This is a genomic window from Alteromonas sp. 5E99-2, assembly GCF_017368475.1.
Classification (GTDB): domain Bacteria; phylum Pseudomonadota; class Gammaproteobacteria; order Enterobacterales; family Alteromonadaceae; genus Alteromonas_F.
On the sequence record NZ_JAFNJE010000001.1, the window covers coordinates 180,160 to 206,215 of the forward strand.

The 26,056-nt window shown below is 38.8% G+C and carries 26 protein-coding genes; 5 read left to right on the forward strand and 21 right to left on the reverse strand.

The features are described from left to right. Nucleotides 1-15: 15 nt before the first annotated feature. The 10 genes from J3L16_RS00835 to rfbA form a co-directional block, all read right to left on the reverse strand. Nucleotides 16-858 carry an ABC transporter ATP-binding protein gene (locus tag J3L16_RS00835; protein WP_207610971.1) on the reverse strand — a complete coding sequence of 281 codons (843 nt, stop codon included), beginning with the start codon at nt 856-858 and terminating at the stop codon, nt 16-18. A gap of 38 nt (nt 859-896) precedes the next feature. Beyond that, nucleotides 897-1,886 (reverse strand): ABC transporter permease, encoded by a 990-nt coding sequence (locus J3L16_RS00840; protein ID WP_207610972.1) that lies wholly within the window; start codon nt 1,884-1,886, stop codon nt 897-899. Further along, nucleotides 1,883-3,241 carry a CmpA/NrtA family ABC transporter substrate-binding protein gene (locus J3L16_RS00845; protein WP_207610973.1) on the reverse strand — a complete coding sequence of 453 codons (1,359 nt, stop codon included), beginning with the start codon at nt 3,239-3,241 and terminating at the stop codon, nt 1,883-1,885. Before J3L16_RS00845 ends, J3L16_RS00840 begins: the two co-directional genes overlap by 4 nt. 201 nt (nt 3,242-3,442) lie before the next feature. Then, nucleotides 3,443-4,534, reverse strand: a complete 1,092-nt coding sequence (locus tag J3L16_RS00850) for a CmpA/NrtA family ABC transporter substrate-binding protein (protein WP_207610974.1) — start codon at nt 4,532-4,534, stop codon at nt 3,443-3,445. Nucleotide 4,535: 1 nt separating this feature from the next. Next, complete coding sequence (locus tag J3L16_RS00855) at nt 4,536-5,129, reverse strand: ANTAR domain-containing protein (RefSeq protein WP_207610975.1); 594 nt, start codon at nt 5,127-5,129, stop codon at nt 4,536-4,538. Between the two features lie 298 nt (nt 5,130-5,427). Beyond that, entirely contained in the window at nt 5,428-5,919 is a 492-nt protein-coding gene (locus tag J3L16_RS00860) for a low molecular weight protein-tyrosine-phosphatase (protein ID WP_347564623.1), read from the reverse strand. 12 nt (nt 5,920-5,931) lie between these two features. Further along, nucleotides 5,932-7,020, reverse strand: coding sequence for a dTDP-glucose 4,6-dehydratase (gene rfbB / locus J3L16_RS00865; protein ID WP_207610976.1), 1,089 nt, complete (start codon nt 7,018-7,020; stop codon nt 5,932-5,934). A gap of 19 nt (nt 7,021-7,039) precedes the next feature. Continuing rightward, nucleotides 7,040-7,909, reverse strand: a complete 870-nt coding sequence (rfbD, locus tag J3L16_RS00870) for a dTDP-4-dehydrorhamnose reductase (RefSeq protein WP_207610977.1) — start codon at nt 7,907-7,909, stop codon at nt 7,040-7,042. A 14-nt stretch (nt 7,910-7,923) separates the two neighbouring features. After that, nucleotides 7,924-8,469, reverse strand: coding sequence for a dTDP-4-dehydrorhamnose 3,5-epimerase (gene rfbC, locus J3L16_RS00875; protein WP_207610978.1), 546 nt, complete (start codon nt 8,467-8,469; stop codon nt 7,924-7,926). A gap of 12 nt (nt 8,470-8,481) precedes the next feature. Then, complete coding sequence (gene rfbA / locus J3L16_RS00880) at nt 8,482-9,360, reverse strand: glucose-1-phosphate thymidylyltransferase RfbA (protein ID WP_207610979.1); 879 nt, start codon at nt 9,358-9,360, stop codon at nt 8,482-8,484. A gap of 203 nt (nt 9,361-9,563) precedes the next feature. Here rfbA and J3L16_RS00885 point away from each other — a divergent pair, with 203 nt between their 5' ends. Genes J3L16_RS00885 through J3L16_RS00905 form a run of 5 tightly spaced genes read left to right on the forward strand, consistent with a single transcriptional unit; the run spans nt 9,564 to nt 15,001 of the window. Then, the gene (locus tag J3L16_RS00885; protein WP_207610980.1) at nt 9,564-9,974 is read left to right on the forward strand and encodes a 3-phosphoshikimate 1-carboxyvinyltransferase; all 411 of its coding nucleotides are present in this window, start codon (nt 9,564-9,566) and stop codon (nt 9,972-9,974) included. 23 nt (nt 9,975-9,997) lie between these two features. Then, on the forward strand, nt 9,998-11,185 hold the full coding sequence (locus tag J3L16_RS00890; RefSeq protein WP_207610981.1) for an outer membrane beta-barrel protein: 1,188 nt from the start codon (nt 9,998-10,000) through the stop codon (nt 11,183-11,185). A gap of 13 nt (nt 11,186-11,198) precedes the next feature. Then, nucleotides 11,199-11,738 (forward strand): polysaccharide biosynthesis/export family protein, encoded by a 540-nt coding sequence (locus J3L16_RS00895; RefSeq protein ID WP_207610982.1) that lies wholly within the window; start codon nt 11,199-11,201, stop codon nt 11,736-11,738. Nucleotides 11,739-11,753: 15 nt separating this feature from the next. Then, on the forward strand, nt 11,754-13,952 hold the full coding sequence (locus J3L16_RS00900; RefSeq protein ID WP_207610983.1) for a polysaccharide biosynthesis tyrosine autokinase: 2,199 nt from the start codon (nt 11,754-11,756) through the stop codon (nt 13,950-13,952). Nucleotides 13,953-13,984: 32 nt separating this feature from the next. Beyond that, a complete protein-coding gene (locus J3L16_RS00905; RefSeq protein WP_207610984.1) occupies nt 13,985-15,001 on the forward strand; it encodes a nucleotidyltransferase family protein in 1,017 nt (338 codons plus the stop codon). On the opposite strand, the gene J3L16_RS00910 is transcribed toward J3L16_RS00905, so the two are convergent. The 11 genes from J3L16_RS00910 to J3L16_RS00960 all read right to left on the reverse strand — a co-directional run bounded on the left by J3L16_RS00910 (nt 14,998) and on the right by J3L16_RS00960 (nt 25,983). Next, nucleotides 14,998-15,741 carry a WecB/TagA/CpsF family glycosyltransferase gene (locus tag J3L16_RS00910; protein WP_207610985.1) on the reverse strand — a complete coding sequence of 248 codons (744 nt, stop codon included), beginning with the start codon at nt 15,739-15,741 and terminating at the stop codon, nt 14,998-15,000. The two genes, J3L16_RS00905 and J3L16_RS00910, sit on opposite strands and share 4 nt — an antisense overlap. Nucleotides 15,742-15,756: 15 nt before the next feature. Continuing rightward, nucleotides 15,757-17,058, reverse strand: a complete 1,302-nt coding sequence (locus J3L16_RS00915; protein ID WP_207610986.1) for an oligosaccharide flippase family protein — start codon at nt 17,056-17,058, stop codon at nt 15,757-15,759. Between the two features lie 41 nt (nt 17,059-17,099). Continuing rightward, nucleotides 17,100-18,206 carry a DUF1972 domain-containing protein gene (locus J3L16_RS00920; protein WP_207610987.1) on the reverse strand — a complete coding sequence of 369 codons (1,107 nt, stop codon included), beginning with the start codon at nt 18,204-18,206 and terminating at the stop codon, nt 17,100-17,102. Next, complete coding sequence (locus tag J3L16_RS00925; RefSeq protein WP_207610988.1) at nt 18,196-19,197, reverse strand: sulfotransferase; 1,002 nt, start codon at nt 19,195-19,197, stop codon at nt 18,196-18,198. Before J3L16_RS00925 ends, J3L16_RS00920 begins: the two co-directional genes overlap by 11 nt. A 13-nt stretch (nt 19,198-19,210) precedes the next feature. Then, the gene (locus tag J3L16_RS00930) at nt 19,211-20,422 is read right to left on the reverse strand and encodes a glycosyltransferase family 4 protein (protein ID WP_207610989.1); all 1,212 of its coding nucleotides are present in this window, start codon (nt 20,420-20,422) and stop codon (nt 19,211-19,213) included. Beyond that, nucleotides 20,419-21,741 (reverse strand): hypothetical protein, encoded by a 1,323-nt coding sequence (locus J3L16_RS00935; protein ID WP_207610990.1) that lies wholly within the window; start codon nt 21,739-21,741, stop codon nt 20,419-20,421. Before J3L16_RS00935 ends, J3L16_RS00930 begins: the two co-directional genes overlap by 4 nt. Then, nucleotides 21,735-22,646, reverse strand: a complete 912-nt coding sequence (locus J3L16_RS00940) for a sulfotransferase domain-containing protein (protein ID WP_207610991.1) — start codon at nt 22,644-22,646, stop codon at nt 21,735-21,737. Before J3L16_RS00940 ends, J3L16_RS00935 begins: the two co-directional genes overlap by 7 nt. Next, nucleotides 22,636-24,039, reverse strand: coding sequence for an undecaprenyl-phosphate glucose phosphotransferase (locus J3L16_RS00945; protein WP_207610992.1), 1,404 nt, complete (start codon nt 24,037-24,039; stop codon nt 22,636-22,638). Before J3L16_RS00945 ends, J3L16_RS00940 begins: the two co-directional genes overlap by 11 nt. Nucleotides 24,040-24,211: 172 nt before the next feature. After that, on the reverse strand, nt 24,212-25,177 hold the full coding sequence (locus tag J3L16_RS00950) for a hypothetical protein (RefSeq protein WP_207610993.1): 966 nt from the start codon (nt 25,175-25,177) through the stop codon (nt 24,212-24,214). Nucleotides 25,178-25,220: 43 nt separating this feature from the next. Further along, entirely contained in the window at nt 25,221-25,367 is a 147-nt protein-coding gene (locus tag J3L16_RS00955; RefSeq protein ID WP_207610994.1) for a lasso RiPP family leader peptide-containing protein, read from the reverse strand. Between the two features lie 19 nt (nt 25,368-25,386). Then, nucleotides 25,387-25,983, reverse strand: a complete 597-nt coding sequence (locus tag J3L16_RS00960) for a hypothetical protein (protein WP_207610995.1) — start codon at nt 25,981-25,983, stop codon at nt 25,387-25,389. Between the last annotated feature and the right edge of the window lie 73 nt (nt 25,984-26,056).

The following is a 26,056-nucleotide window of genomic DNA, read 5'->3' on the forward strand; positions in this document are numbered from 1 at the left end:
TTTTTTAATAACGTGTTATGCCACATGTGAATTAGTCGACACTACACTAGGCTTTTTTTTTGCTTTCACCGGCTGTACCTTGGCTTGCTTTTCATACAAGAAAGTTAAAACCTCTGAACGTAAATGGTTATAGTGCGGATCGTTTGCGAGTGCAAGTCTGTCTCTTGGCCGAGGCAAATCCACATCTAAAATTTCACCCACTGTTGCAGCAGGCCCATTGGTCATCATCACTATTCTGTCAGACAACAAAACGGCTTCATCTACATCATGGGTAATCATAACCACTGTATTTTTCAGTTCGTCTTGAATTTCCATGAGAGAGTCTTGTAGATGTGCTCTAGTTAACGCATCAAGTGCACCAAAAGGTTCATCCATTAGTAACACTTCAGGTTGCATCGCTAGGGCTCGTGCAATACCAATACGCTGCTTCATACCGCCAGACATTTCATCGGGTCGTTTTTGCATTGCATGGTCCATGTACACAAGCTTTAAGTTATGCTCAATCCATTCCTTAGTTTCAGCTGGTGACTTGCTTTTGCCAAAAACTTGTTTAACAGCAAGTTCAACATTTTGGTATGCCGTTAACCAGGGTAGTAACGAGTGGTTTTGAAAAACAACTGCACGTTCAGGGCCTGGCTCATTGACTTCACGTTGGTTTAGAATCACACCACCGTTTTTAGCTTGAACCAAACCGGCTATAACGTTTAACACAGTTGATTTACCGCAGCCTGAATGACCAATGAGAGAAACAAATTCACCTTTTTGAATTTGTAAGTCCACTTCTTTTAATGCTGTGAACTCTCCCTTTGGAGTAGGAAACGTTACATCAATTTTGCTGATATCTAAAAATGATTTCATTTTAATGCTTCTCTTAAATTAGTTTCCGTTAATTCAGTTTATCTAGCAGCTTGAGACTTATCCCAAGATACCCAACGCTGAATCATTAACATGCCACGATCTAATAGAAACCCGATAACGCCAATCACCAACACTGCCGTCATTATTCTGCTCAATGAAGACGAACTACCATTTTGGAATTCATCCCATATGAATTTACCTAGACCTGGGTTTTGCGCTAGCATTTCTGCCGCAATCAATACCATCCAAGCAATACCTAATGACATTCTCATACCTGTAAAAATAGCTGGAATGGACGCAGGTAAAACGATCTTTTGAATATTTTTCAAAGGTGACAAACGAAGTACTTTGCCTACATTTACCCAATCAGAATTAACACTAGAAACACCTATAGATGTGTTAATGACCATTGGCCAAATACAGCACAACATTACAGTGATAACCGAGTTAACGAACGACTTCGCAAAAAAGGGGTCATCCGACACATATAAAGCGCTCACAACCATAGTTACCAAGGGTAACCAGGCTAAAGGAGAGACGGGTTTAAATATTTGTATGATTGGGTTAATAGCTTCGTTAAGTGGCTTACTCAGACCCACAGCAATTCCCAAAGGAATAGCGAATGAAGCTGCCAATAAAAATCCACTCATAACGGTAACTAAACTAGTCCCAATTTGATCAAGAAACGTCTCTTTACCTGTGTAAGCACGAACTTTAGGTACGTAGTTTGGATCTTTCGCAACACGATCAGCATTTCTTTTTTCCTGACGCTCGTAAAATGCGTCAGCTTTAGCACGTTCAGCGACATGTTCTTGGTATAAGTTTTTTACTTGTTCAGCAACTGATGCCGGCCCCGGAAAACTACCTAAAGACGTATCAACCTGTTTTGCCAATAATCCCCAAAGTAACAAGAACGCAGCTATCCCCAAAACGGGTAAAGCAACTTGCTTAAGAATAGCCAAGGCCTGTAGAGGCAGGCTTTCGCCTGACTCCGCAGCACCTGTAAATCGCTGAATCAATGCATTCATAGCTTGTCGCCTTTCTTCAAGCCAATCGCAAACTTGTTGATATAAGCGTTAGGCGCTTTACCGTCATACACTATGTTGTCAATGAAATGTGTTTGCGGAGGTCTAAACCCATCTTCTGTTGCAAAGTCAGGGAATTCGCTTGCAGAAACTAGTTTTTCTTCAATAAGAGATTCAGCCGCCTTTTGATATAAATCAGGACGATATACTTTCGCGGCAATATCTTTGTACCAGCTATCAGGCTTGTCTTCGCTGATTTGTCCCCAACGGCGCATCTGAGTTAGGTACCAAATTGCGTCTGAGTAGTAAGGGAAAGTCGCGTTGTAACGAAAGAACACATTGAAGTCAGGTACAGAACGTTTATCGCCTTTTTCATATTCAAATGTGCCCGTCATACTATTTGCAATTACGTCGTAATCTGCACCAACATAGTTAGACTGAGACAAGATTTTAACTGCCGCAGGGCGGTTAGCATTATCGTTTTCATCTAACCATTTAGCCGCACGGATCATAGCTCTAACTAAACGGATAGTGGTATTGGGGTATTTTTCAGCAAACTCTTCTGTAATACCGAATACTTTTTCTGGGTTGTTTTTCCAAATTTCGTAATCAGTCACTACTGGAACACCGATACCTTTAAATACGGCTTGTTGGTTCCACGGCTCGCCTACGCAATACCCGCTAATCGTTCCAGCTTCTAACGTAGAAGGCATTTGCGGTGGAGGTGTTACTGAAAGTAAAACATCAGCATCTAGTTGACCTGAAGTATCACCTTTATGAGGTGCATAGTAACCAGGGTGAAGACCACCAGCAGCTAACCAGTAGCGCAACTCATAGTTATGGGTAGATACAGGGAAAACCATCCCCATGTTGAACGGTTTACCCGCTGCATGAATTTCTTCAACTACAGGCTTAAGCGCATCAGCTTTAATAGGATGAACAGGCTTGCCATCCGCTTGCTTAGGAATATGTTTCTTCATTTTTTCCCAAACGTCATTTGAAACAGTAATACCATTACCGTTCAAATCCATTGAGAAAGGAGTGATTATGTTTGCTTTAGTTCCATAACCGATTGTAGCGGCGATTGGCTGTCCAGCTAACATGTGCGCGCCATCTAAACGGCCAGTTACTACACCATCTAACAACACTTTCCAGTTTGCTTGCGCTTCAATTGTTACGTAAAGGCCTTCGTCTTCGAAATACCCGTTTTCATAAGCCACAGCGATAGGCGCCATATCTGTCAGTTTGATAAAGCCAAAAGTAAGCTCTTCTTTTTCGGGGTAACCCAATTCATCTGCCGTGGCCGACACTGCCAACGTACATGCAGCGGCGACGATCAATTTGCGAAGTGATAACATTTATTTCTCCCAATAAAAAAGCCCACTGCACGCTGTTGCTTTTAAAACAGTTGCTAGTGAGCTTCGATGCTAAATATCAAATTTTTAATGTTACAGAAAACTACGCCGTTGCAGTTTTTGATTTCGAAAACTATTTATACACAATTCATGCCAAATTACAAAACCCTTTACAATCAAAAGCTTGAATTAAGGACGTAGTCATCACACACTGATCTCTTCACTCTTTGGGTGCATCGTTTGCGCATTAACAGCGCAATGATAGATATCTTCGCGAAACACTGACGCAATAAAAGATTGAGACCTTACATCCTCTTTTACATGGCCGGCGGATATCATTTGATTTAATACCCATTCACCTTGAGATATTGAAGGGCAATTATCATGAGTACCATTTTCTTGACCAAATAAATTGTACAAGGGCACCGAGCGTGGATTTTGACCAACTTGCGTTAAACAACTTCCTAGCAAAGATGGAGTAAGTACGTCTAGCTGAGTATCTAAGTAGGCTTTATCCGATAACATACGTGCCGCTTCAAAACGATTTGGTAGAGGCACTAACCATGCACAGGCTTCTCTAAGAGCACCAATTAATGCTACAACAGAAGCTTCATTTTCTTCGCCCCAAGTACGCTTTAACCCTAACACTTTCTCAGGCATCGCCGGCCATATATCGCAGGATGTTACCGCAGTAACTCCAATACCTGAGCGAACGGCTTGCGCATTCCAAGGACTCCCTACACAAAATCCATCTATATCACCTCGTTTCATTGCATCTACCATTTTAGAAGGTGGCACAACAATGACATTAACGGCATCAATAGGAATATGATATTGAGCTAACCAACTACGGAGCTGATAAAAATGGCAACTATAAGGAAATACAGTAGCAAACGTCAGCTTTTTCCCTATTTGAGCTCTGTCATCTATTAACCTTGCAAGACGAGATGCAGGTAATGGCAATGAATACTCAATACCTGCAGTATGTTTACCAACACATTCTTCAAATACGTGATTTGAAAGTGTAATCCCATTACCTTGGCGGCTCAGTACAAAAGGAGTAACAACATCTACAGCTTGTCCCCCAAGGCCCAATGCACTCGCAAAAGGCATAGGCGCCAACATGTGAGCGCCATCAATTAAATTCGCGTGTAACTTGTCTCTTAGCGTTGCCCAAGAATTCTGGCGACATAAAGTGACATCTAGTCCCCACTTTTCAAAAAAGCCAAGATGCTTAGCGACAACTAATGGTACGCAATCGGTAAGAGGCATAAAGCCCAGAGTTAAGGGAGTCATGTTACATATCCAGCATGGTCGCGACCGACAAAATATTTTTCGCGACGTGTTCTATAGTTTGGCTCATGTCCATAGCGTTTTTACGAAGTAAAGAGTAGGCCTCTTTCTCAGTTAGTCCTTTGGTTTCCATTAGCCATATTTTTGCTTGTTCTACGGTTTTTTGCTTAGTTAACTGCTGTTGCGTAGAGGCGAGTTCATTCTTTAATTGCTGATGTTCATCAAAGCGCGCTAAGGCAATTTCAATAATCGTGCGCACTCGCGTAGGGTCTACGTCTCCTACAATATATGCACTAACCCCAGATTTAACTAACGAATTAATTGTGTCTGTATCTTCATTTTGTGAAAACATCACCACAGGCTTCGGGTTCGCCGCAGACATAACAGATAAGCTTTCAACAATATCTCGGTCTGGCGATTCAACGTCCATTAAAATTAAATCGGGCTGATACTCTTCAACCAAACGCAAAAAAACGGCGCTACCAGAAGACAAGTGGGTCACAGAATATTTTTCGGGATCCAGTGCGTTTATCATTTTTTGCGCTTTTTCGGCGTCTTTTTCAATGAGAAGCACCTGAAGACAAGAATCGAAGGCCATACAACAATTGAGCATCAAGAAATTAACTTATTCGGTTACACAAGCAAAATCCTATCCACTTTGATGAAACCAAGTACTCCAAGGGAAAACATTTTCTCATTGGACAAAAAAAACCAAAGCAGTGCAATGTCGCACCAAAGCAGTGCGTGAATTGTTTTTTATTAGGAATTACAGCAACCAGTTTCGTGACCGAAAGAAGTCTTACAAGAGGTCGTAGTACGAGCTTTTACTATTCTCGATATTCAAAGCAGTTTGATAACCTATGAAATGGGGCTTAGCTTGTTAGCGTAAAACGTTTTCAGCGTGTTTGATTAATGTGATTAATTAACCCTTCACTAGCATATTCAATTAACTCTAATACGATTTCAAAACCTCTCATTCCTCCCCTATAAGGATCAGGAACATCAACGACTCTACTTCGAATATTTTCATTTGCATAACTCATAAGTAACTGCGTTTTTTTAGCAGTTTCTTCATTGCCTAAAGCAATCAGGTTATCAAGGTTAGAAGAGTCCATAGGAAGGATATAGTCGAAGTTTTCTAAGTCTTCCATTACTACTTTACGACTTTGAATTCCAGCAAAACTATAGCCTTTATCCCTTGCCACTTTCTGCGACCTTTTGTCCGCAGGCTTACCGGGATGAACACAATGTGTGCCTGCCGAATCAACTTTACAATCGAGACCTGCATTCAACGCCTTATGCCGAAACACAGCTTCTGCCGTAGTGGAGCGACAAATATTGGCGTAGCATACAAATAAAATTGATGGTTTCTTAATATTAGCAGACACAGCTATTTCCCTTTAATGACCTAAACGCTCTCGTTGGTAACTGCCATCTTGCACTCTTTGGCACCACTCACGGTTGTCTAAATACCACTGTACCGTTTTACGAATACCCGATTCAAACGTTTCTTGAGGTGTCCACCCCAATTCTTTTTCTATCTTAGCCGCATCAATTGCATAGCGCATGTCGTGGCCAGGGCGATCTTTTACGTAAGTAATCAAGGCTTCGTATGAACTAGACTTGGGCACTAGATCATCCAAAATTGTGCAAATGGTCTTAACCACGTCCAAATTTTGCTTTTCGTTGTGTCCACCAATGTTATAAGTTTCACCTATTGCGCCTTTTGTCGCCACTGTGACTAAGGCACGAGCGTGATCTTCAACAAATAGCCAATCTCTAATTTGGTTACCTTTGCCGTATACAGGTAATGGCTTGCCCTCAAGCGCATTCAAAATAACTAAAGGCACCAACTTTTCTGGGAAATGATAAGGGCCATAATTATTTGAGCAATTGGTAATCAAAGTGGGTAGTTTAAATGTACGCAACCAAGCACGTACTAAATGATCAGATGCAGCTTTAGACGCAGAATACGGAGAGCTTGGTGCATAAGCCGTAGTTTCAGTGAACAAAGGTAACTCGGTATTATCATCTTCCACTTCATCCGGGTGTGGTAAATCACCATAGACTTCATCAGTGGATATATGATGAAAACGAAACGCTGCTTTTTTCTCGTCATTTAGACTATCAAAATAGCCTCTGGCCTGCTCAAGCAACTGATAAGTTCCTATGATATTGGTTTGCATAAATTCACCGGGGCCATCAATGGAACGGTCTACATGAGATTCAGCTGCAAGATGCATAATTATGTCAGGCTGATGCTGCGCTAATACTCTAGCCACTTCCTTACCATCACATATATCGACTTGTTCAAAATGGTAACGGGAATTGCTGCTTACTTCTGTCAAAGATTCTAAATTTCCAGCATAAGTAAGCTTATCAAGGTTAATAACCTTATAATCTGTGTCATTAATTAAGTGGCGAACAACCGCTGAGCCGATAAAGCCTGCACCACCTGTTACCAACAAAGTTTTATTATTCTTTTCCATTCGCTTTAATTCCAATAAATTAGTTTGCCGAAAGCTCATCTAGCATAGAGCTGAGTTGCGCTTTCCAATGATGTGTGGGCGAATCTGCAAACACGCGCCGAGTAACGGTTTTATCCAGTACGCTATACAAAGGACGACTCGCGGGAGTGGGGTAATCTTTTGTGGGTATAGGTTTTATAGGGATAGCTTGAGACAACAATCCTTTTGCAATGCCTAGCTCTTGAATCGCTATTGCAAAATCATACCAGCTAGTCACTCCTTCATCAGACCAATGATAAACACCTGATAATGATTTTGTAGCCGCTTCAACACAGGCTAACGCTAACCCTTTTGCCCAAGTAGGGCTGCCTACCTGATCGTCAATAACTGTCAGAGCCGGTTTCGAGGCCATTAACGTTAGCATTGTTTTTACGAAGTTATTCCCCGCCGCAGAATACACCCACGAGGTACGTATAATACAACTCGACTCTGGCAATACTTGCTGTATTGCTTCTTCCCCTGCGGCTTTGGATGCACCATAAACCCCTTGAGGATCTCGTACGTCATCAACTTTATAAGGGCTGCCTTTGTCCCCTTTAAAAACATAATCTGTAGACACATGTACCATAGAGATATTGGCTAGCTTACATGCGTTTGCCAACTTAGATACTGCTTCACTATTTAAAGCAAAAGCGCCTTCTTTCTCACTTTCCGCCTTATCCACAGCTGTATAGGCTGAAGCGTTTATCAATGCGTCCGGGTTGTATTTTTCAATGACTGAACGAATACTCTCATCAGACATAACATCAATGTCATTTCTACCGACACAAACGACGCTAGCCGAACCTATTTTGCTAAGCTCTACAGCTAACTGACCACTTTTACCTATAACAAGTAATGTTTTATTCATTCTTTCATTCGCCCTTAAAATTTAGGCGCATCGGGAAATGCTAAGCCGTCTTCATCTTTACCCGATAACGAAGGTGCCTTCCCATCGACTAATGGCCATGTGATATTCAGCGAAGGATCATTATATTTTAAAGACACTTCAGATTCAGGGTGATAATAATCTGTACACTTATATACAAATTCAGCGCTTTCTGAAGTCACATAAAAACCATGAGCAAAGCCCGCGGGAACCCATAATTGACGTTTGTTTGATTCAGATAATTCAACACCAACCCACTGACCAAAAGTAGACGAGCTTTCGCGCATATCTACAGCAACATCGTATACACTTCCACGTGTAACACGTACGAGCTTTCCTTGAGTTTGCTCTAACTGATAGTGCAAGCCTCTTAATATACCTTGTGATGATTTAGAATGGTTATCTTGAACAAATTCGACATCAGCACAGTTTTCCCGAAACCAATCATTGCGAAATGTTTCCAAGAAGAAACCGCGCTCATCACCGAATACACGAGGTTCAATAATTTTCACATCAGGGATGGCCGTTGTAATCAACTTCATTTCGTTTTAATCCTACTTCACTTTATCTGTAACAATTTTCAGTAAATATTTACCATACCCACTTTTAATCAATGGCTTTGCTAGACCTTCTAAATCACTTGCAGAAATATATCCCATGCGAAAAGCCACTTCTTCAGGACAACAAATTTTTAAACCTTGTCGCTTCTCAATTGCCGATACAAACATTGATGCATCTAACAAGCTATCTAATGTTCCCGTGTCTAACCAAGCAGAACCTCGTCCCATCAATTCAACTTTCAAACTACCTTCTTCCAAATAGAGGTTGTTTAAATCAGTAATTTCCAATTCGCCTCGATGAGAGGGCTTCACTTGTTTTGCGAAATCCACAACACGATTATCATAAAAGTAAAGCCCAGTAACGGCATAATTTGATTTTGCAACTGCAGGCTTCTCTTCAATCGATAATGCCTTCCAGTCGTCGTCAAAGTCCACTACTCCATAACGCTCAGGGTCGTTAACATGATAACCAAACACAGTGGCGCCAGTAGTCAGGTTACTGGCGTTTTTCAACGAAACCTTGAGGTCGTGGCCATAATAAATGTTATCACCCAAGATCAAGGTACAATTATCATTACCAATAAACGTTTCACCTATCAAAAACGCTTGCGCTAAACCATCAGGAGAAGGCTGCACTGCATATTGTAAGCAAATACCCCATTGACTACCGTCACCCAACAATTCAACAAATCGCGATTGTTCTTCAGGAGTAGTGATAATCAGAATATCCTTTATCCCTGCCATCATCAGAGTGGCCAAAGGATAATAAATCATAGGTTTGTCATAGACAGGCATAAGTTGTTTACTAACGACTTTCGTTAGTGGATGAAGCCGAGTACCGGAGCCCCCTGCTAAAATGATTCCTTTGCGCATTATTAACCCTATAATTATTCGTTATAAATAAATTAGCTCTAAAGTCGATATTGTAAACTATACCTTACTAAATACCAGCCATCTGAATATCTCGCTATTAGCATATCTATCCACAATACTATTAGAAAAACAGATAATGCAAAATGCAGTAAATAATGCCATATTACTAGTAAGAAAAATTATACCAAATAATGAATCTACACATGGAAGAAACTCCCTCGGTAAAAGTGGCTTCGAGTAGAAGCCAAAGTTTTTTAAATAGAATACCCAAAGAAATATTGGCGACCTTTACTGAAGAGCAACTCTCTCACCTTCACTCCGCCCTAGGCGCTGGAAGTTGGAAAAAGCACAATGTAGACATAAGAACTACATTTCCCATTCCATTTGTTAAATCTAGGCTCTACTTAGTACTGCTTATTGGCCGCAACCGCCGTGATTTATCAAGAAAAGAAAAACAAATTTCTGCTTTCACTATTACTCTGGTTATTACTGGCTTTGTTCTTGCTTCCAGTTTGTTTGGACTGTTGGTGCTATATCTTATAAAATCAGCATTAGGTATTAATTTGTTTCAGAATTTCTCTCTTGGAATATGGGATTGGTTTAAAGGGCTGTGAAAGTGATAATTGGAAATCATCGTATGAAAATAAAAAATAATGTAATTTATACCGCTATTGTACTAAGCACACTATCTGGACATAGCTTTGCACAAGTCGAAAATAAACCCGGTTTAACTGCATCTTTAGAAGCGAATTTAGCGTACGACGATAATATATTCCGCGTAGTTGATGAGCTTGCAGAGTCGGATTCATTTATACGGGCGATACCTGAAGTGAATTTTGTTACGGCTTTAGGTAAACACAGAGTTATTCTTGGCTACCAAGGCGACTATGCTAAATTTTCCGATGTAGATAGCGCAGATTACGACGACCACATCTTAAATGCTCAAATTCAATTTGATCATAGCCTGCGTTTTTCTACTCTTGTAGGCGCAACATATCAAGATTTACACATAGATCCAGGTAGCTTAGATAGAATTGAGCTTGGGGTCACTGAATATGACCAATTTAATAGAACAAAGTTTGAAATTGGTGGCAGTTACGGTAGTGCAGGTAGTATAGGCCGCCTAATTGGACTCTATGAATACTCTGATACCAACTACACTAATAATAATTTAGACTTTCTTGATAACGAAGCAAGCCAGCTTTCACTGCAATTCTTTTTAAAAATAGCGCCATCCACAAGCGTTTACCTGAGTACTTCTTTTCAAGATTCAGACTACAATGCACTTGACGGCTTTACCGAAATAGACAATACCTATATTCGTTATGTTTCCGGAATTTCGTGGAGCATATCAAACCTTATCGATTTAGATCTAAGCATTGGATATCAGGAACGTGATTATGATAATGAAACGTTCCTAGATATTGACGGCTTAGCCTATAGTGGTGAGGTCAGCTGGCAGCTAACGGAACATACTGTTATCGAAGCTTCAGCATTAAGAGAAGCTCAAGATTCTACAACAGCAGACGTAGGTGGATTCTTACGCACTGAATTTACAACATATATCAATCACGAGCTGAGTAGTTTAGTTACCCTTAAAGCAGGCTTGTTGTTTGGCCAAGACGATGTATTTTTTGCAAATACCGATGGCGCAATTCGAGAAGATGATCGCCTTGCTTACGAACTTGCTGTTGACTATAAGTTACGCAACAATTTAACTGTTGGTGCAGGATACACTCATCAAGAACGTACTTCAGATGTTAGTATCGCTGAATTCGACGATAACTTGATTGAATTAACAGTTAAATACGATTTTGAATATTAAGAGGTTATCGCATATGCGAGTTAGCTTGATTAGTTTATTGATTAGTTTATTGTTTAGCTTGTTTTTTACTACATTTGTTGCAGCTCAAACTCTCGATTCCTATACATTAGGAACCGATGATGTCATTTCTGTCACAGTGTTTGACGAGCCTGATTTAAGTTCTCAAGAATCCAGAATATCCTCTGCTGGAACTATTTCTATGCCCCTCATTGGCCAAGTAAGCGTTTCAGGGCTAACTATCGCTGAAGTTGAAGAAAAGATACGACTTGGTTATTTAGGTGACTACTTAAAAAAGCCAGATATCAATGTTGCCATAGTAGAATATAGGCATTTTTATGTGAATGGTGAAGTTGAAGACCCTGGAAGCTTTAGTTTTCGCGAAGGAATGACTGTTCAGCGTGCGATATCCTTGTCTGGGGGCTTTTCTGAACGCGCAGCACGTGGAAAAATAAGAATAGTACGAGAAAATAATAACGGTGTAGAAATAAAAGCCGATCTAAATACGCTTGTTCGGCCCGGTGATGTAATCACTGTTGATGAGAGTTTTTTCTAAGGAATTTGAAAATCTATGCAATCCGAAGACTATAGTACAAATTGGTCGCCTGAGAACAATGGTGACACAATCAACATATCGAATTACATAAGAATATTGAAAAGGCGAAAGTGGGCCATATTTTTCATAATATTAATCAGCTTTTTTCTAGGGTGTTACTATTTATCAAAAGCAACACCGATATACCAAGCATCTGTAAAAATTCAAGCCGATCCCATTCAGCCAAATTCGAATTCTCAAGACCAGTTTATTATGAATAGCATGGTCTTTTTGTTTTATGAAACCCAATATGAAATTATTCAATCAAGATCAGTCGCTGAAAGCGTAGTTGAAAAACTCAATTTAGTTGAAAAATACAAGACTAGTATTTTAGAAAACGGTGATGTTGAGGATGAATCTACATTCAGCAAAATCAAAAATACTATCAAATCACTTATTTCAGCAGAAGAAGTAAAAGAGGAAACTGCGCCTCTTACTAATACACAAATACAAATCATGCTAGCCAAAGCAATTCAAAGTTCACTCAAAGTTGAAGGCGGAACACAAAGCCAAATCATTAATATTGCATATGAATCTGACGATCCAGAACTTGCAGTAAATATAGTTAATGCAGTGGCCGACGCTTATATTGAGTTTGGTTTAGAGTCTCGTTTTGACCAAGTGCAAGATACTTCGGAATGGCTTTCCGAACAGTTAGAAGAACTCCGTACAACAGTTCAAATTTCGGAAGAAAAGCTAAAAACGTATAGGCTATCAGCAAATTTAATCGACACTGAACAACAGGCTCGTATTTCTAACTCACAAATGCAGAGTTTAAATAATGAACTCATTCGTGCTCAATCTGAATTATCACAAGCCAGTGAGTTATATACACAAGTTCAGCAAATAGAAAAAGAAAACGGCGATTATCGTTCTCTTAGGCCAGTCATAACAAATAACACAGTAAGAGATCTAGTCCGAGAAGAAAGTACACTTACTCGAAGAGTCCAAGAGCTAAGTGAAAGGTATGGTGAAAAACATCCAACAATGATTGCAGCCCGTTCAGATTTAAAAAGTGCTGAAGACAATTTAGTGAGAGAAGTCACTAAAATTGTTGATGGTATCGAGCGTGAATACAAGCTTGCAGATGTTCAAGTGGAAAATATAAAAGGTCTAATTAACGAAACAACAAAAGAACTTCAATCATTTCAAGGCGATACGTTTGAATTAACTCGCTTAGAGCGAGAAGTCGAAAATAACCGCCGAATTTACGAGTCATTCGTGGGTAGGCTTGCAGAAAATGATGTTTCAAGTGATTACGATGCCTCCAATATCCGCATTATAGACAAGGCAACTGTACCCGAATATCCAATTAAACCTAGAGCCTTTTTTATTATTGTGTTGTCTATATTCTTTGGTAGTGCTGTCGGTGTTTGCTATGCATTTTTTAAAGAGTTTTTAGGCAATGTATTTAGAACTCCTGAACAATTAGAAACAGAACTTGGAATTAGCACCCTCGGCATTACTCCGTTAGTGTCCAAAAAAGAAGGTCAACCTGAAATGCAGTACATTCTTGATCAAAGAAGTACATTTTCAGAAGCCATAAACACCATTAGGACAGGTCTTATTTTCAGTAACATTAATAAGCCACCTAAAACGATTTTGATCACCTCAACGTCAGGGTCTGAAGGAAAAACAACCCTTGCTATCAATTTGGCTGTTGCCTTTTCTCAGCTCAATAAATGCCTGCTTATAGAATTGGATTTAAGAAAACCTGCAGTATCAAAAGACTTGGGCTTAAACGCCACAGTTGGGCTCAGTGACCTTTTAACTGGCAACACTGAAAGCCACGTTTACCATCAAGTAGAAGGCGCACCTAATTTAAGTGTTATTACTTGTGGGACTATACCTCAAAATCCAATGGAGTTGATTTCCAGTGAACGTTTTGAGAACCTATTAGCTGGCTTCAAAGATAGGTTCGACCACATTATCATTGATAGCCCGCCTACTTTGCCTGTCAGCGACAGTTTAGTGCTATCTCAATTAGTTGATACTGCAGTGGTAGCAGTAAAAGCTGAAGATACAAAACATTCAATGGTTAAAGAAACGGTTACTCGATTACAAAAAGTAAACGCAAAAATAGCTGGTACTGTCTTAACCCAAGCCTCCGCTAAGAAAATGGGATATTACGGTGATCACTATTACCAAGAAGATTATTATGGAGTCAAAGACTAATCGCTTTATCTTAGACTCTTTAATAACTCTGAATGAGAACCCAATCTCTTAAAATTTATAGGTACTGTCTTGAAACAGACTGTACCTATATTACAAATGACTTAGTAGAATTTGTCATTAAAACCCCTGAACTTCATCGCTTAGGAAGTATTCTTTATAACAAAATAGATACTGAATCCATTTCTTCCAACAACGCCTCTTCACTGAAAAAACTTGCAACCATGTGCAACATTCAGAACTTAAAACACACTGCTTTTATTCAAGACTTTGCAAATCGATTGGAATCTAAAAATGCTAAAATTACGTTACTGAAATCTAGCGCATTGAATAACTATATATACTCAAAAAACACGCCAAGAGGCAATTCAGACTTAGACATACTGCTAGATGATGACTCTTCTGGACATGTACTTACTGAACTGAATATCATTGCCAACGAGCACACACCAAAATCTACTAACCCATTTGATCAGCTATATGAAAAAACCTGGATATCAAAACAACAGCCAACGACCTATATTGATGCCCACTTTACATTAACAAATCCATTCTTAGTCAACATCGAACACCGTGAACTATTTGATGGCTCAATTAAACACCCTTACTACAATAGCGAAAGTATTCGTTGTCTTCAGCCCGAAGAAAATTTAATACATTTAGCTTTGCACGTTTTTACCGACGGGTATTATTTCCATTATTCTATTTTAGATGCTGCGCTACTGATCCAAAAATGCGATATCGACTTCAACAAGATGGTTGAATTAGCGCAGCGATGGCACTGCAGTAGAATTGTTTTTTTCTTACTTTTTTTGATTGAAAGAGAATTAAAAGTCAGCATCCCGCAAGAAAAAATGAAAATGAATCACTCCTTCAGGTATTTTGTAGCCAAAACAATAATGATGAAAAAATTTAAGAAGCAATCTGTTCTTCGTCGATGTCAGCAAATACTTTGCCAGTACACATTAAGTGATCAGTTTACGTCTGTAATAGCCATTCAACTCAAATATATAATAAGCCGCATCGCCTATATTTTCAAAATCGAAAGCTAACTCGTAAATCGTCCGCTACGCAACAATCGAAAAATTTTAGGGCATGATACGAAATACCTATTAAATCGTTTTATAGGTGATTGCAGGAAGCGATAAAGCCACTCTAAAGAAAGTGCCTGTACAATATCTGGCGCTCTCTTTTCTTTTCCTGTTAAATAATCCAGTGACGCCCCAACGCAAAGAATACTGCCTTTTGCTATTTTACCTTTCAATCGATGAGCTAAAATTTCTTGTTGAGGGCTTCCCACTGCCAAAAATATGATATCTAATGGAGTACTAGATAGTGCAGATACTATTTCCTGAACTTCGCTTTCTTTATGAATAAAACCGTAAGAAGGATTTACATGTAAAGCCGGAAAAGCAAGCCCATATTTATCACAAAGAAGCTTAATTTGCTTACTATCACAACCAACAATACCAAGGTTAAGTTTATTGCCATAGCCTTGCTCAAAAAACGCTTGGGTAACATCGCTTCCTGTAATCGTCGCTAGTGACGTTGAAAAAAATCGCTTAATAATAATGCTAAAAATTCTGCTGTCATTAATACACATGTCTGCGTCGGAATAGAGCTTAGCAATGTGCTTATCTTGATGCATCCTTACTAAATGGTCGATATTCGGCGTCATTAAAATAGTTGTTTTGCCAGCTAGTGCGTGTTGCACCATATGGGTCAAACAATCATCTACCGATTTATCATAAAAATCGATATTGACGGCAAATTTACTATTAGAATAATTCAATTGCTGAAATCTGATTCACACGTTGCGATAACGCCACTCGCTAAAAGCAAGCAGCATATTAATATTCAATCTTTTCTTAACATAAGTTAATGCTAGTACATTTTGTAAGGAAATTGCAGTAGCGACCGATATCGCAGCACCAAGTCCCCCATAAACAGGAACTAAGATGACAGATAAAAGAATAACCGTGCCTCCAGCCAATAGTGCGGCATTACGTAAATCCCGCTCATGACCAGACATTGATAATAAATAACCAACAGAGCCCGTTAATGCGTTCACAAACTGCCCAAAGGCAAGAATTCTCAAGAAGTTCGCCGCGCCGCTATATTTATCGCCAAACAACATCAAAATGGTCTCTGCGCCTACTAACATAAGTACGAACACAGGTGTAGCAAAAAGCGTAACCAGCCTAACTGACGCAAAAGCTGTGCGTTTTAAACTCTTCATATCTTTTTGTTTGTAAAAGCGCGCGAATTTTGGCGCAACAATAACATTTACCGCAATTAGAACAAAAACAGTCAACATGGACGTTCGTTGTGCAGCAGAAAAAAGAGCGACAGACTCAGTATCCGACCAAATCCCTAAACTAAACTGTCCTGACCATAAGATTAGTTGCCCTATGGCGGTAACAAGCCATAATGGAAGACAGCTTTTTAAAATCTCGCTCCATTTGTAAACCGTGTCGGCTTTACTTCTTTGAGTTTTCACACCAACAAATGAATACCATAAGATAAGAGCCGCCAACAAGGTTACCCCAGCGGATAATGACAACAGCAAAGGCACATATTCTCTTAATGAAGGAATCAGCAGTAATAAAGCAACGGAGAGAATATTCACCAGAATATTCAAAATTAACACTGAACTGATGGTTTTACTCAAAGCCTGAAGACCAAATGCAGTAATACTCGATAAAGAGAAAAACAGAATGTAAGGGCTCAAATACCTAAGGGATTCAGCTAACGCCATTTTATCAAAAAGGTAACGGGATATAATATCTGCGCCCAAATAAACTAATCCTGCTAGTAGCCCACTTCCTATAAAAACGAGCAATAAGGCTTTGTGCATAACGTTATTTATTTTTAACCGATCATCAGTTAACTTCAGTGAGCCTACAAAGCGCAATATTGAGTTATCTAACCCGACTCTTGCTACAACACATAAAAAACTTGCAATACCAAAACCTAAAAAGAAAATTCCTGCTTCAGCGATCCCCAGGGTTCGTGTAACTGTAACCGTTAGTAAAAAGACGGATATAGCCCCTAAACCTCTGACTCCTGCACTAATGACCGACTGAATTAACAAACTTTTATTTTTCATAGCAAGCACATATAGGTTTTCTCATAAGGGTTAGAATGTGATCACATCAAATAGTCGATCATAAGATCTTCATATTCAGTCAATATCTTATCCCATTGAAAATTAGTAACAAAATTATCCTTAGTGTTACCTTGAAGCTGCTTTGTTAATGTATCGTTTTCAAATAAGGTATCAAATGCACTACTTATGGAATCAATATCAGTAAAGTAAATCGCTCCCTCTTTCGCCACCCAACGATTAAATTTATTATCGTGGGCAATAATGGCATTTCCCGCGCCAATGGCTTCAACTAAAGAAGGGTTTGTGCCTCCCACGGTGTGCCCATGAACGTAACATCTTGCAAAAAACCGCAAGGCACTTACTTTTTCAATGTCGTAAATCGCGCCAGGAAAAATAACCTCATCCGACGCAGAATTTTTAATCTGTTGATGATATTGATTATTGTCGAAATCAAAATTTCCTAATACGACTAGTTTTTTGTTTCTTTTTGAACGACTAAAGCCCTGAACAATCTCGAGAACTGAATTTTCAGGCTCTGGGCGCGCAATCACGATTCCATAAGTATCAGGCTCTAATTCAAATTCAGTGAGATATTCGCTGTCGGCCTTTGTGACTTCTAAGCCACCATATGCAATCGTTGTGATTTTTTGTTCAGAGACCCGTGTTGCTAAGTGTTTTTTAATTTCTGGATGGTCAGATACCAAGTGATGACCAAACCAGCATCCACATCGTTCGTTCAACCAAAACCATGTTTTAGCCAAAGCGCCCCACTTATCTCGCTTCCACTCAATGCCGTCCATATTAATGAGGTTTTTAATACCCATTAACCGATAGACCAAGTTAAACGATGCTGTATTGTAACCTAAGGTTAATACCGTGCACTTATGCCTTGTAGAGTGGACTATGGTTTTAAAATCAAAAATCATAGTACCTAAAGGGCCCTGTCGCTTTTCAGGGATAGTAATTCGTTTTATGCCTCTCCATTCGTCCTCAACAAATTCACTATCTGGCTCTCCTTGGCAATAAACAATGACTTCCCAGCCTTTTTTCACCAAATAAAGTACAAGGTATTCCGCAAACGTTTCAAACCCGCCATGACTAGCAGGTATGCCTCTTATTCCTTGTATCACTATTTTTTTATTTTTCATGGTTTGCAAAATCCTTGTAACCTAATTCTTTCTGTACCCGATTAAAGGTGTCTAGTATTTCTGAAGGAAGAAAGAACTCACCATGAGAAACCGGTTCTCGCAGTGCTTTTTGGCAGTAATCGTTATATGTGTCGCTGGTAGGTAGATTCAGAAAATCAAGCAAATTCGACCTGACTTGCTCATCAGTTACATACTCTTCATAACGCAACGGGTAAAAGTTACTCAGCTCTTGTTGCTTTAGTTGGAGTCCTTTTTTCATCGTGACAATCCATTCAACTGCAGCTCTGTGCTTGTGATCCGTATACGCTTTAATATTTTGGATACTAGCTTTTAAATCATCGTCATAAGCAACAACATGATTACACAGTAATGTCCATTTGCGATCATCTCTTCCCCACCAATCATGGGTTTCTCCCGCTTTTTTTTCGCCTTTGCGTTCAGACCAATGACTAATAGAAGAGACGATGTCTTTCCCATTTCTAAACAAAAATATAAATTTCCCATCGGCAAAAATCTGTTGAACGTAAGCCAGTCTGAAAATCATTTCTGGGTATTTATCTAATATTAAACCGCAATTTGAAATTCGCTCATATGCTTTATAAATAGCAGTAATTTTTTGTGCCGAATCTTGATTGAAATCAGATTCTGACATTGAATAAAGCGCGTCGGAGTCAGAATAACTGCCAATAACGTCATCTAGGCTATTAGAGCAATACCAAGGTAGTTTTGGTTCATTCAAAAAACCCACACTTTCATGTGCAGCTAAAGACACACCCAGTATAGTAGTTCCACTTCGGCCTGTTCCCAGTATAAACGCAGGGTCCCGTTTCAGTTTGCTTTTGGAGAAAGCACTACACGTTGAATAAAAAACTTTCAATATTGGGTTAATAAACTGCCCTTTAGTAGTAAGGGGTCGACCTTCAAATAAAAGGTAAGACATCAGTCTACGAACACGCCTATGTATAGGCAACGCTTTGAAATGCGAGTCCATTTGAGCAACCATACTATAATACCTTCTCGTAAATAGTTTTTAATTTTGCGTAGTGAACATCAGCACTATAACGATTTTCTAAATCGTTTCTGCTTTCCTTGCTCATGGTTTGATATTCTTCATCTGAAAGTGAGTTCAAGCGCTCTATCGCATTATTCAATGAGTCCGGATCTTTAGGCTCATGTAAATAGCCATTTACTCCATCTACGATTTGCTCGGTAATCCCTCCAATACGAGCAGCAATAACAGGTTTACCATAGGCTTTGGCTTCTAGTACTGTCATTGAACAATTCTCATACCACTCGGATGGAACCAATACCGCTTTACACTCTTTTACCAAGGTCCATAATTCATCTCCGCTTTTAAAACCTAGATATTCAACATTACTCAGAGTCCCACTTTTCAAGCTTTCTAACATTTTGGTTTTATAGGGGCCATCGCCAACCACTACAAATTTGACATCTGGCATACGCCTAGCAGATTCTAGTAAGGTATCCATTCCTTTAAGTGACTCTAATCGACCAAAGTACAATAAATAGTTGTTGTGTGTAAAACTAACAATATCTCGGTTAACATCGACAAAATTGTAAATAACATTGAGCTTGTGATCGGGAATGCCTGCCCGTTTCATTAATCCAGCTTGAAACTTAGAAACACATATAAATTGATCGACTTTATCTATGTCGCCCATTTGTCTTGAAAAAGCATACTCTGCGTAGCGTACCGCCGACGCAACCAAACTATCATTCTTACAGCGTTTTATTACCGCATTGAACGCATTTCCATCAATACACTTTTCGCATATTTCGTTATCGTATAAGTGGGTATAAACAGGGCATGAGAATTTGTATTCATGGAGTGTTTGAACAATGGGAATACCCTGTTGCTTAAGCAAATCTATAATTGCCACCGTCAGGTGCCCGTAGTAAATCTGGAGGTGTGCGAAATCAGGTTTACCTAAATCGGTAATTAGAGATGATAACTTCCTTTTAGCATCCTTATTATATAAGTATTTTGCTAAGTTCATCGGATTAGAAGAGCTAAAATTTACCTGTTCGGGGAAGTATTTCGAAAACGCTGATTCCCCTTCCAACTCGCCCTTTGCGGCGAATTCGATTACATCGTAGCCTCTTTTAGAAAGCAGCTCGTTCAAATTAAAATAATAACGATCTGATCCACCCAATACTTGAAAAGTTTGGTTAATTGAAAGTACTTTATTTGTCATTTAGCATTCTTGCAAAAATAGTTATGCTGATAATAGCTTAAACACATCCCTAAAAAGCCCATAACGATAAAGACTTGAGGGGAACGAGAGAGCGCTGGAGATGAGAACGATTCGACAACAAGCTCTATAAATAAAGCCACAGCAATGGCAAATACAAAGCGAAAATCAGAGTTAATGTGCTTTATTTTTATTAGGCAACTATAGGAAAACCCAATAATACTAATAAATAAAACGAAAGCGGCTATATAGCCCATTTCAGCAATTATCATAGGCCAATACGTATCGGTAAGAAACCTATTGTCATCTGGTGTCATCCCCCAATAATCACTTAACCCATATATATGATACAAATCACTATAGTTAACACGGCTCATCCAGCTACCAAAGGTGCCAAAACCTGTACCTAAAGGAAAATAATCTTCAGCAATTTTTATAGACGCTTCAGATATTAAAACTCTGGGGGCTTTGTTCGTAAGTATTGAGCCTTCCGATCCGTATTTTGAAATTGCATCTTCATACAAAAAAGCAAGTTGGTCGTTAAATACAAAACCAATTCCGAAAATCAACAAAAATAAATACATATAGCTTTTAATTGAAGATTTCTTACCTGACGACAAAAAGAATTGAATCGTCACTAGCGTCGCTACCAATGCAATAATTGATTTACGCCTTAATGTCAGTAACAAGAATATTGTGAAGACAATACCTAAAATTAAATAAAGTAATCGTTTATTTTTAAAGTACAGACAAAAGCAACAAATAATACAAGTCGTTAAAAACCAAGAAAACTGCCCGGGATGAGAAAAGAAGCTTTGAAGGGATTTGAAACTACCTCGAATTACTGCTTCGTCGTGTATTTTCCCTGCATGAAATACATTTATAAAGGTTGAAGGAATCAATATCTCAATAATGGCCAACAGACAAGAAATAACGCCTAACACCAACAAAGCGTTAATAAAAGATTCGAAGTGGGCCGTTTTGTAATTAAATTGCGAGGCAAAATATAGGAAGAGAAAGCCTTGGAAAGTCAAAAATACTTGAATAACCGTTGCAGTTGAAAAATAACCACTAAACACAGACGAAACTAAACCTACTAGTACGCAGAACACCAAAGGTAAAACAGGAAATGTAGGAATAAATCTTTGATGATTAAAAAACCGAAGTACTACTAAAAAGCCTGCAAATAGAATAGCGACTTTATCAATTAATGAAACGTAGGAGGAAATCGACTCTCCAAAAGATACAGTTAACCCAGATAACAGAGATACAATACTCGCTATTAAAAAAAATCTAAAATTGAAAGTCGTTAAATTTAGCATTCAGCTTTCTTCACCCACATATTTAACAGTATATCTCTTTCATCAGCATAGATATTTTCAAGTTCAGTAATGGTCGCATTGTCAAATTCAAAATAAACATCGGGTTCGTTGTTCATAGAAAGGTAAACTTTATCAAACGCAATACGGCACTTTTTCCCGATCCTGTGAATAAATGGAAAAAAAGCCGTTTTACCATTTAAGTAGCGCCTTAACGCCAAATATCGTTTATGAATACTTTGATTCTTCACAGCAACAGACTCATTTTTAACGCCATACTCAATTAAGTTCGTATTTACATTAATATTTAAATGTGAAAATATATTTTCAACAACTGAATCAGGACTTCGTTTAAGTTCCTCAAAACTTACAAGTAATAAATTCTCTTTGCACTTAGTAGGGAAGTCATTTATAGCACTACTATAAAAACCTTGAGCTAGAGCTCTTAAATGTTGAGGCGTGGAATTTATTGGTTTAAGCACTTGCATATCAAAAAACTGATTAAACGAAGTATCATTAGATATAGCTCCGATTTGCCTTGCAAACTTGTACCAAGATTTAAACCTCTCAACAGGATCCCTAAGAACTAAAACAATTAAAAACTCATTTAAATCTTCAGCGATTCGAGACATTGCAGCCTTGCAATACATATAGTCAGGGGTTGCATCCAAGTTAACTTCTGCTTTACTGGCCCCTACATTGATGAAAAACTTTTTATATACACTAATATCTTTGCTGTATGGAAAAGAACGAGGCAACGGATAATGCTCACTTAAAAAAAATCTCGTTTCCTTTCTCGCGGCTGGGCAAACTAAGTCAACCTGTGATAAGTAATCAAATAAAGAGGTCGTACCGCATTTTGTACTTCCCGAAATTAAAAGATATTTAGGATTCATATTAATAGACATTCTTTCCTACAAAACCTTTAAATATAGTAAAAACAACAATTTTAAAATCTAGCCAAATTGACCAATTCCGAATGTAGTCTAAATCGTACTTTATCCGCATTTCCATTTTGTCATCGGTATCCGTTTCACCGCGCCAGCCGTTGACTTGAGCCCAACCAGTAATACCGGGCTTCATCTTATGCCTAAGCATGTAGTACTTAATTTTCTTGCGGTATTCTTCATTGTGGCTAACGGCATGAGGCCTTGGCCCAACAACAGACATACAGCCTTGTAATACGTTAAAAAATTGAGGGAGCTCGTCCAGCGACGTTCTTCTTAAGAATGCTCCAATAGGCGTTATTCTGGGGTCGTTCTTAGTCGCTTGTTTAACTACATCCCCATCATCCATTACGCCCATTGTGCGAAACTTCCACACTTTAATTTTCTTACCATCTACACCATAACGAGATTGCTTAAACAACACGGGTCCATTGGAGGTTAGTTTAATTGTAAAGGCAATAAAAAGCATAGGAATTGCAACAATAGTTAAAATACTCAACGACAAAATAACGTCTTCAAGCCTTTTCATTAATGAATAGCCACCTTTCATCGGGGTATCATATACACTGATGGTCTGAATTTCGCCTATGTGGCCCATTCGTGAATGTAGTAATTGATAGGTAAACATATCGGGAATAAGGTGAACATCAACAGTTGTGTCACCTAATTGTTTTAGAATAGAGTCAATACGCTCTTTTGCAGTAATAGGCAGCGCAATAAATAAAATTTCTATTTTTCCCGCTTGTGCCATTTCGACACCTTTTTCTACGCCGCCCATATAGAGATGGTGATATTTTTCTGACACACGATTTTTACTTCGAGGGTCAAATACCCCGACTAGCTTATAACCCGTTTCAGGATGCCCATAAACCTCATCAGCAAGGGCATTGCCTCGAGAAGTCATACCGATAACTCCAACCGACCGAGTGTTATACCCCTTTAACCTTAAATTTTGGAGTATCTTCCTGAATCCACCTCGCCATGCACATAGAAATAAGAGAGATGACAACATCCACAAGCCGAGAGTAACTCGTGAAAATTCTTCACTTTGTTTTGTAAAAAATAAAAAAGCTAAAACCGGAAAAACAGTTAAAGACCAACTAGCAGCAGTATAAAACAGCATTTCTTTAAACGAACCAGCTCGCCAAGAACGATATAAAACAAAAAGCTCAGCAAAAAACAAATAGGCCATATTTGCGATAAGCGCTAGAAGAAAGTAATCTCGATTGAAACTGCCCAAGTAAAAATAACAAGATACAATTAGACACACCTGTATAATTACAATATCGACTAGGCGATACATAAACGCAAATTGGTTTAAATTGTTTCGAATAAAACTGTCTGATTCGCTCATTAATATCCTTTGATGTCCTACATCCAACAAAACAGCTTACACACAGCTTCAAACAAAGCAAAATACATTCCAACTTTTAAAAATTGCCGTGTACTACACATTCACTGAGATAAGCAGCAATAATATTACACCATTCTAAACTTTATGGGAGTAAAAACACGTTAAATTATTACTATTTTGGACCTGCGCTATGAGCGGATATTTTCTCAGCAACAGTATTGATGATATCGAAACCAGACTTATAGTTGACTTGATAAAAAGGGATAGTTTCAATGTATTTTGCTATTAACGCCAATCGCTTAATTTCCTGACCCAAAGCTCTGTATGCGTCAGCAAGCATACTATTTTGCATAGTTATAATAGCGGCATTACTTGGGGCTATTGGTTCGATACTTGTTTCATAACTTGTATCATCACTTTGAATTCGGTTAAGTAAATAAGCCCCTTTAATTTTAACGGCTTGATTTGGATCCACCTTGGAATGAACCATAACTTCAGTTTTTGAAAATCGCGAATGCACGGACTTTGTAGACTGAACGTCAATATTAGACAACATAGATTCCGTACTGTCCGGCCATAACCGTAATTTCGACCAGCTTGGATAAGTATGAAAGCCTAAATCACGATTGTGATAAAGGGCTGCCATATCATCGGTTAATAAGGTGTAACCGGTGCTAACTAAAGCTGCACTTAAAGAACTTTTCCCCATACGGCTAGGCGCAATTAACAGTATAGCTTCTCCACCTTTTTCTAAAGCATTGGCATGTATGCAGGGTACCCCGTTTAATTCTAAAAATAACGAAGCGCCGAAAGTTTGTAAGTAATGTTCAAAACTTGTACCATCCTTCTGCCAAAAAATACTAAGGCTAGATTCGTCAAAAACAAATTGCCCTTTCCCTTCGCAAGCAATATCTAAAACATGTTTATCGTTACACTCATACAGATTAACAAGAGTTGAGTAACGCTCTCCTTGATCATGCAATGACCAAATAGGACCACTGTCAACTTTTAATGGTGTGCTGTGCTGATGCAATTCAATTGAAAACGGTAAATTATTTTCAATCTTATCGTTAGAATGAGCTAAAAACTGAATTCCGTGTAAAGGGGTCATTATTTTATTTACATATAAATTAAGCATAAAAAAACCCCGCAATAAGCGAGGTTCTCAATTAAAACTGCGATTAACCTTGGAAAGGATTTCGCTTAGCACTTCCGCCTTGCTCATCTGGGATACTACCAGCAAAACCTTGAGTAAGTTCTGCTAGGCTTCCTGCTTTTTTAAGCTCAGGTGAACGATATTCGCGCTTCTGTGATGTCTTCTTGTTCATAATATCTACTCTCCTAAAATTAAGCTTTGTTACGGCGAACGACTAATCCACCAAGTACTAACATGATTAATGAAAACACTGCTGGTGCCGGCACACCTGTTACATCTGATTCAATATCAGTATCAACAGCAAATAAGAAGCTATCTTCAAATGCACCAGTAATTGTTAATGTATTGAATAATTCACCATCAACAACTGCGTTAGTGAACACGCCAAGTAAACCTGCAATATTAGCAACAAAGTCACGCCCTGCTCCGCCCGGCCCGTCGACACCATCAAAAACAGGATCGAATACTGCGTCAATAGACAGCAAATCTATAACGATTGATGTTACAGGGTTAGCACTAAAATTATTAGTAAACGACCAAAAACCTTCTCCAGTCGCAAATTCACCGAAAGTTTCGCCCGCCAAAGACAAAGAGAAACTATCTGCACCAGTCTCAACGGCCTCGGTATCTACCACTTCAAAAACTGAAGTTTCAGTAAAACCAGAATCGAACGTAACCGTTATTTCGGCACCAGCTAATTGATCTGCTGTAATAACGTCGATAAATGATGCGCTAGCATTTGCACTTGCTAGTACCATAAGAACACCAGCAATGATAAATTTCTTCATATTTCCTAACCCCTAAAATTGAGTTTAACAAAAAATAATTTTCTACTTAAAAGTAAAGCAATTATTATTCCAA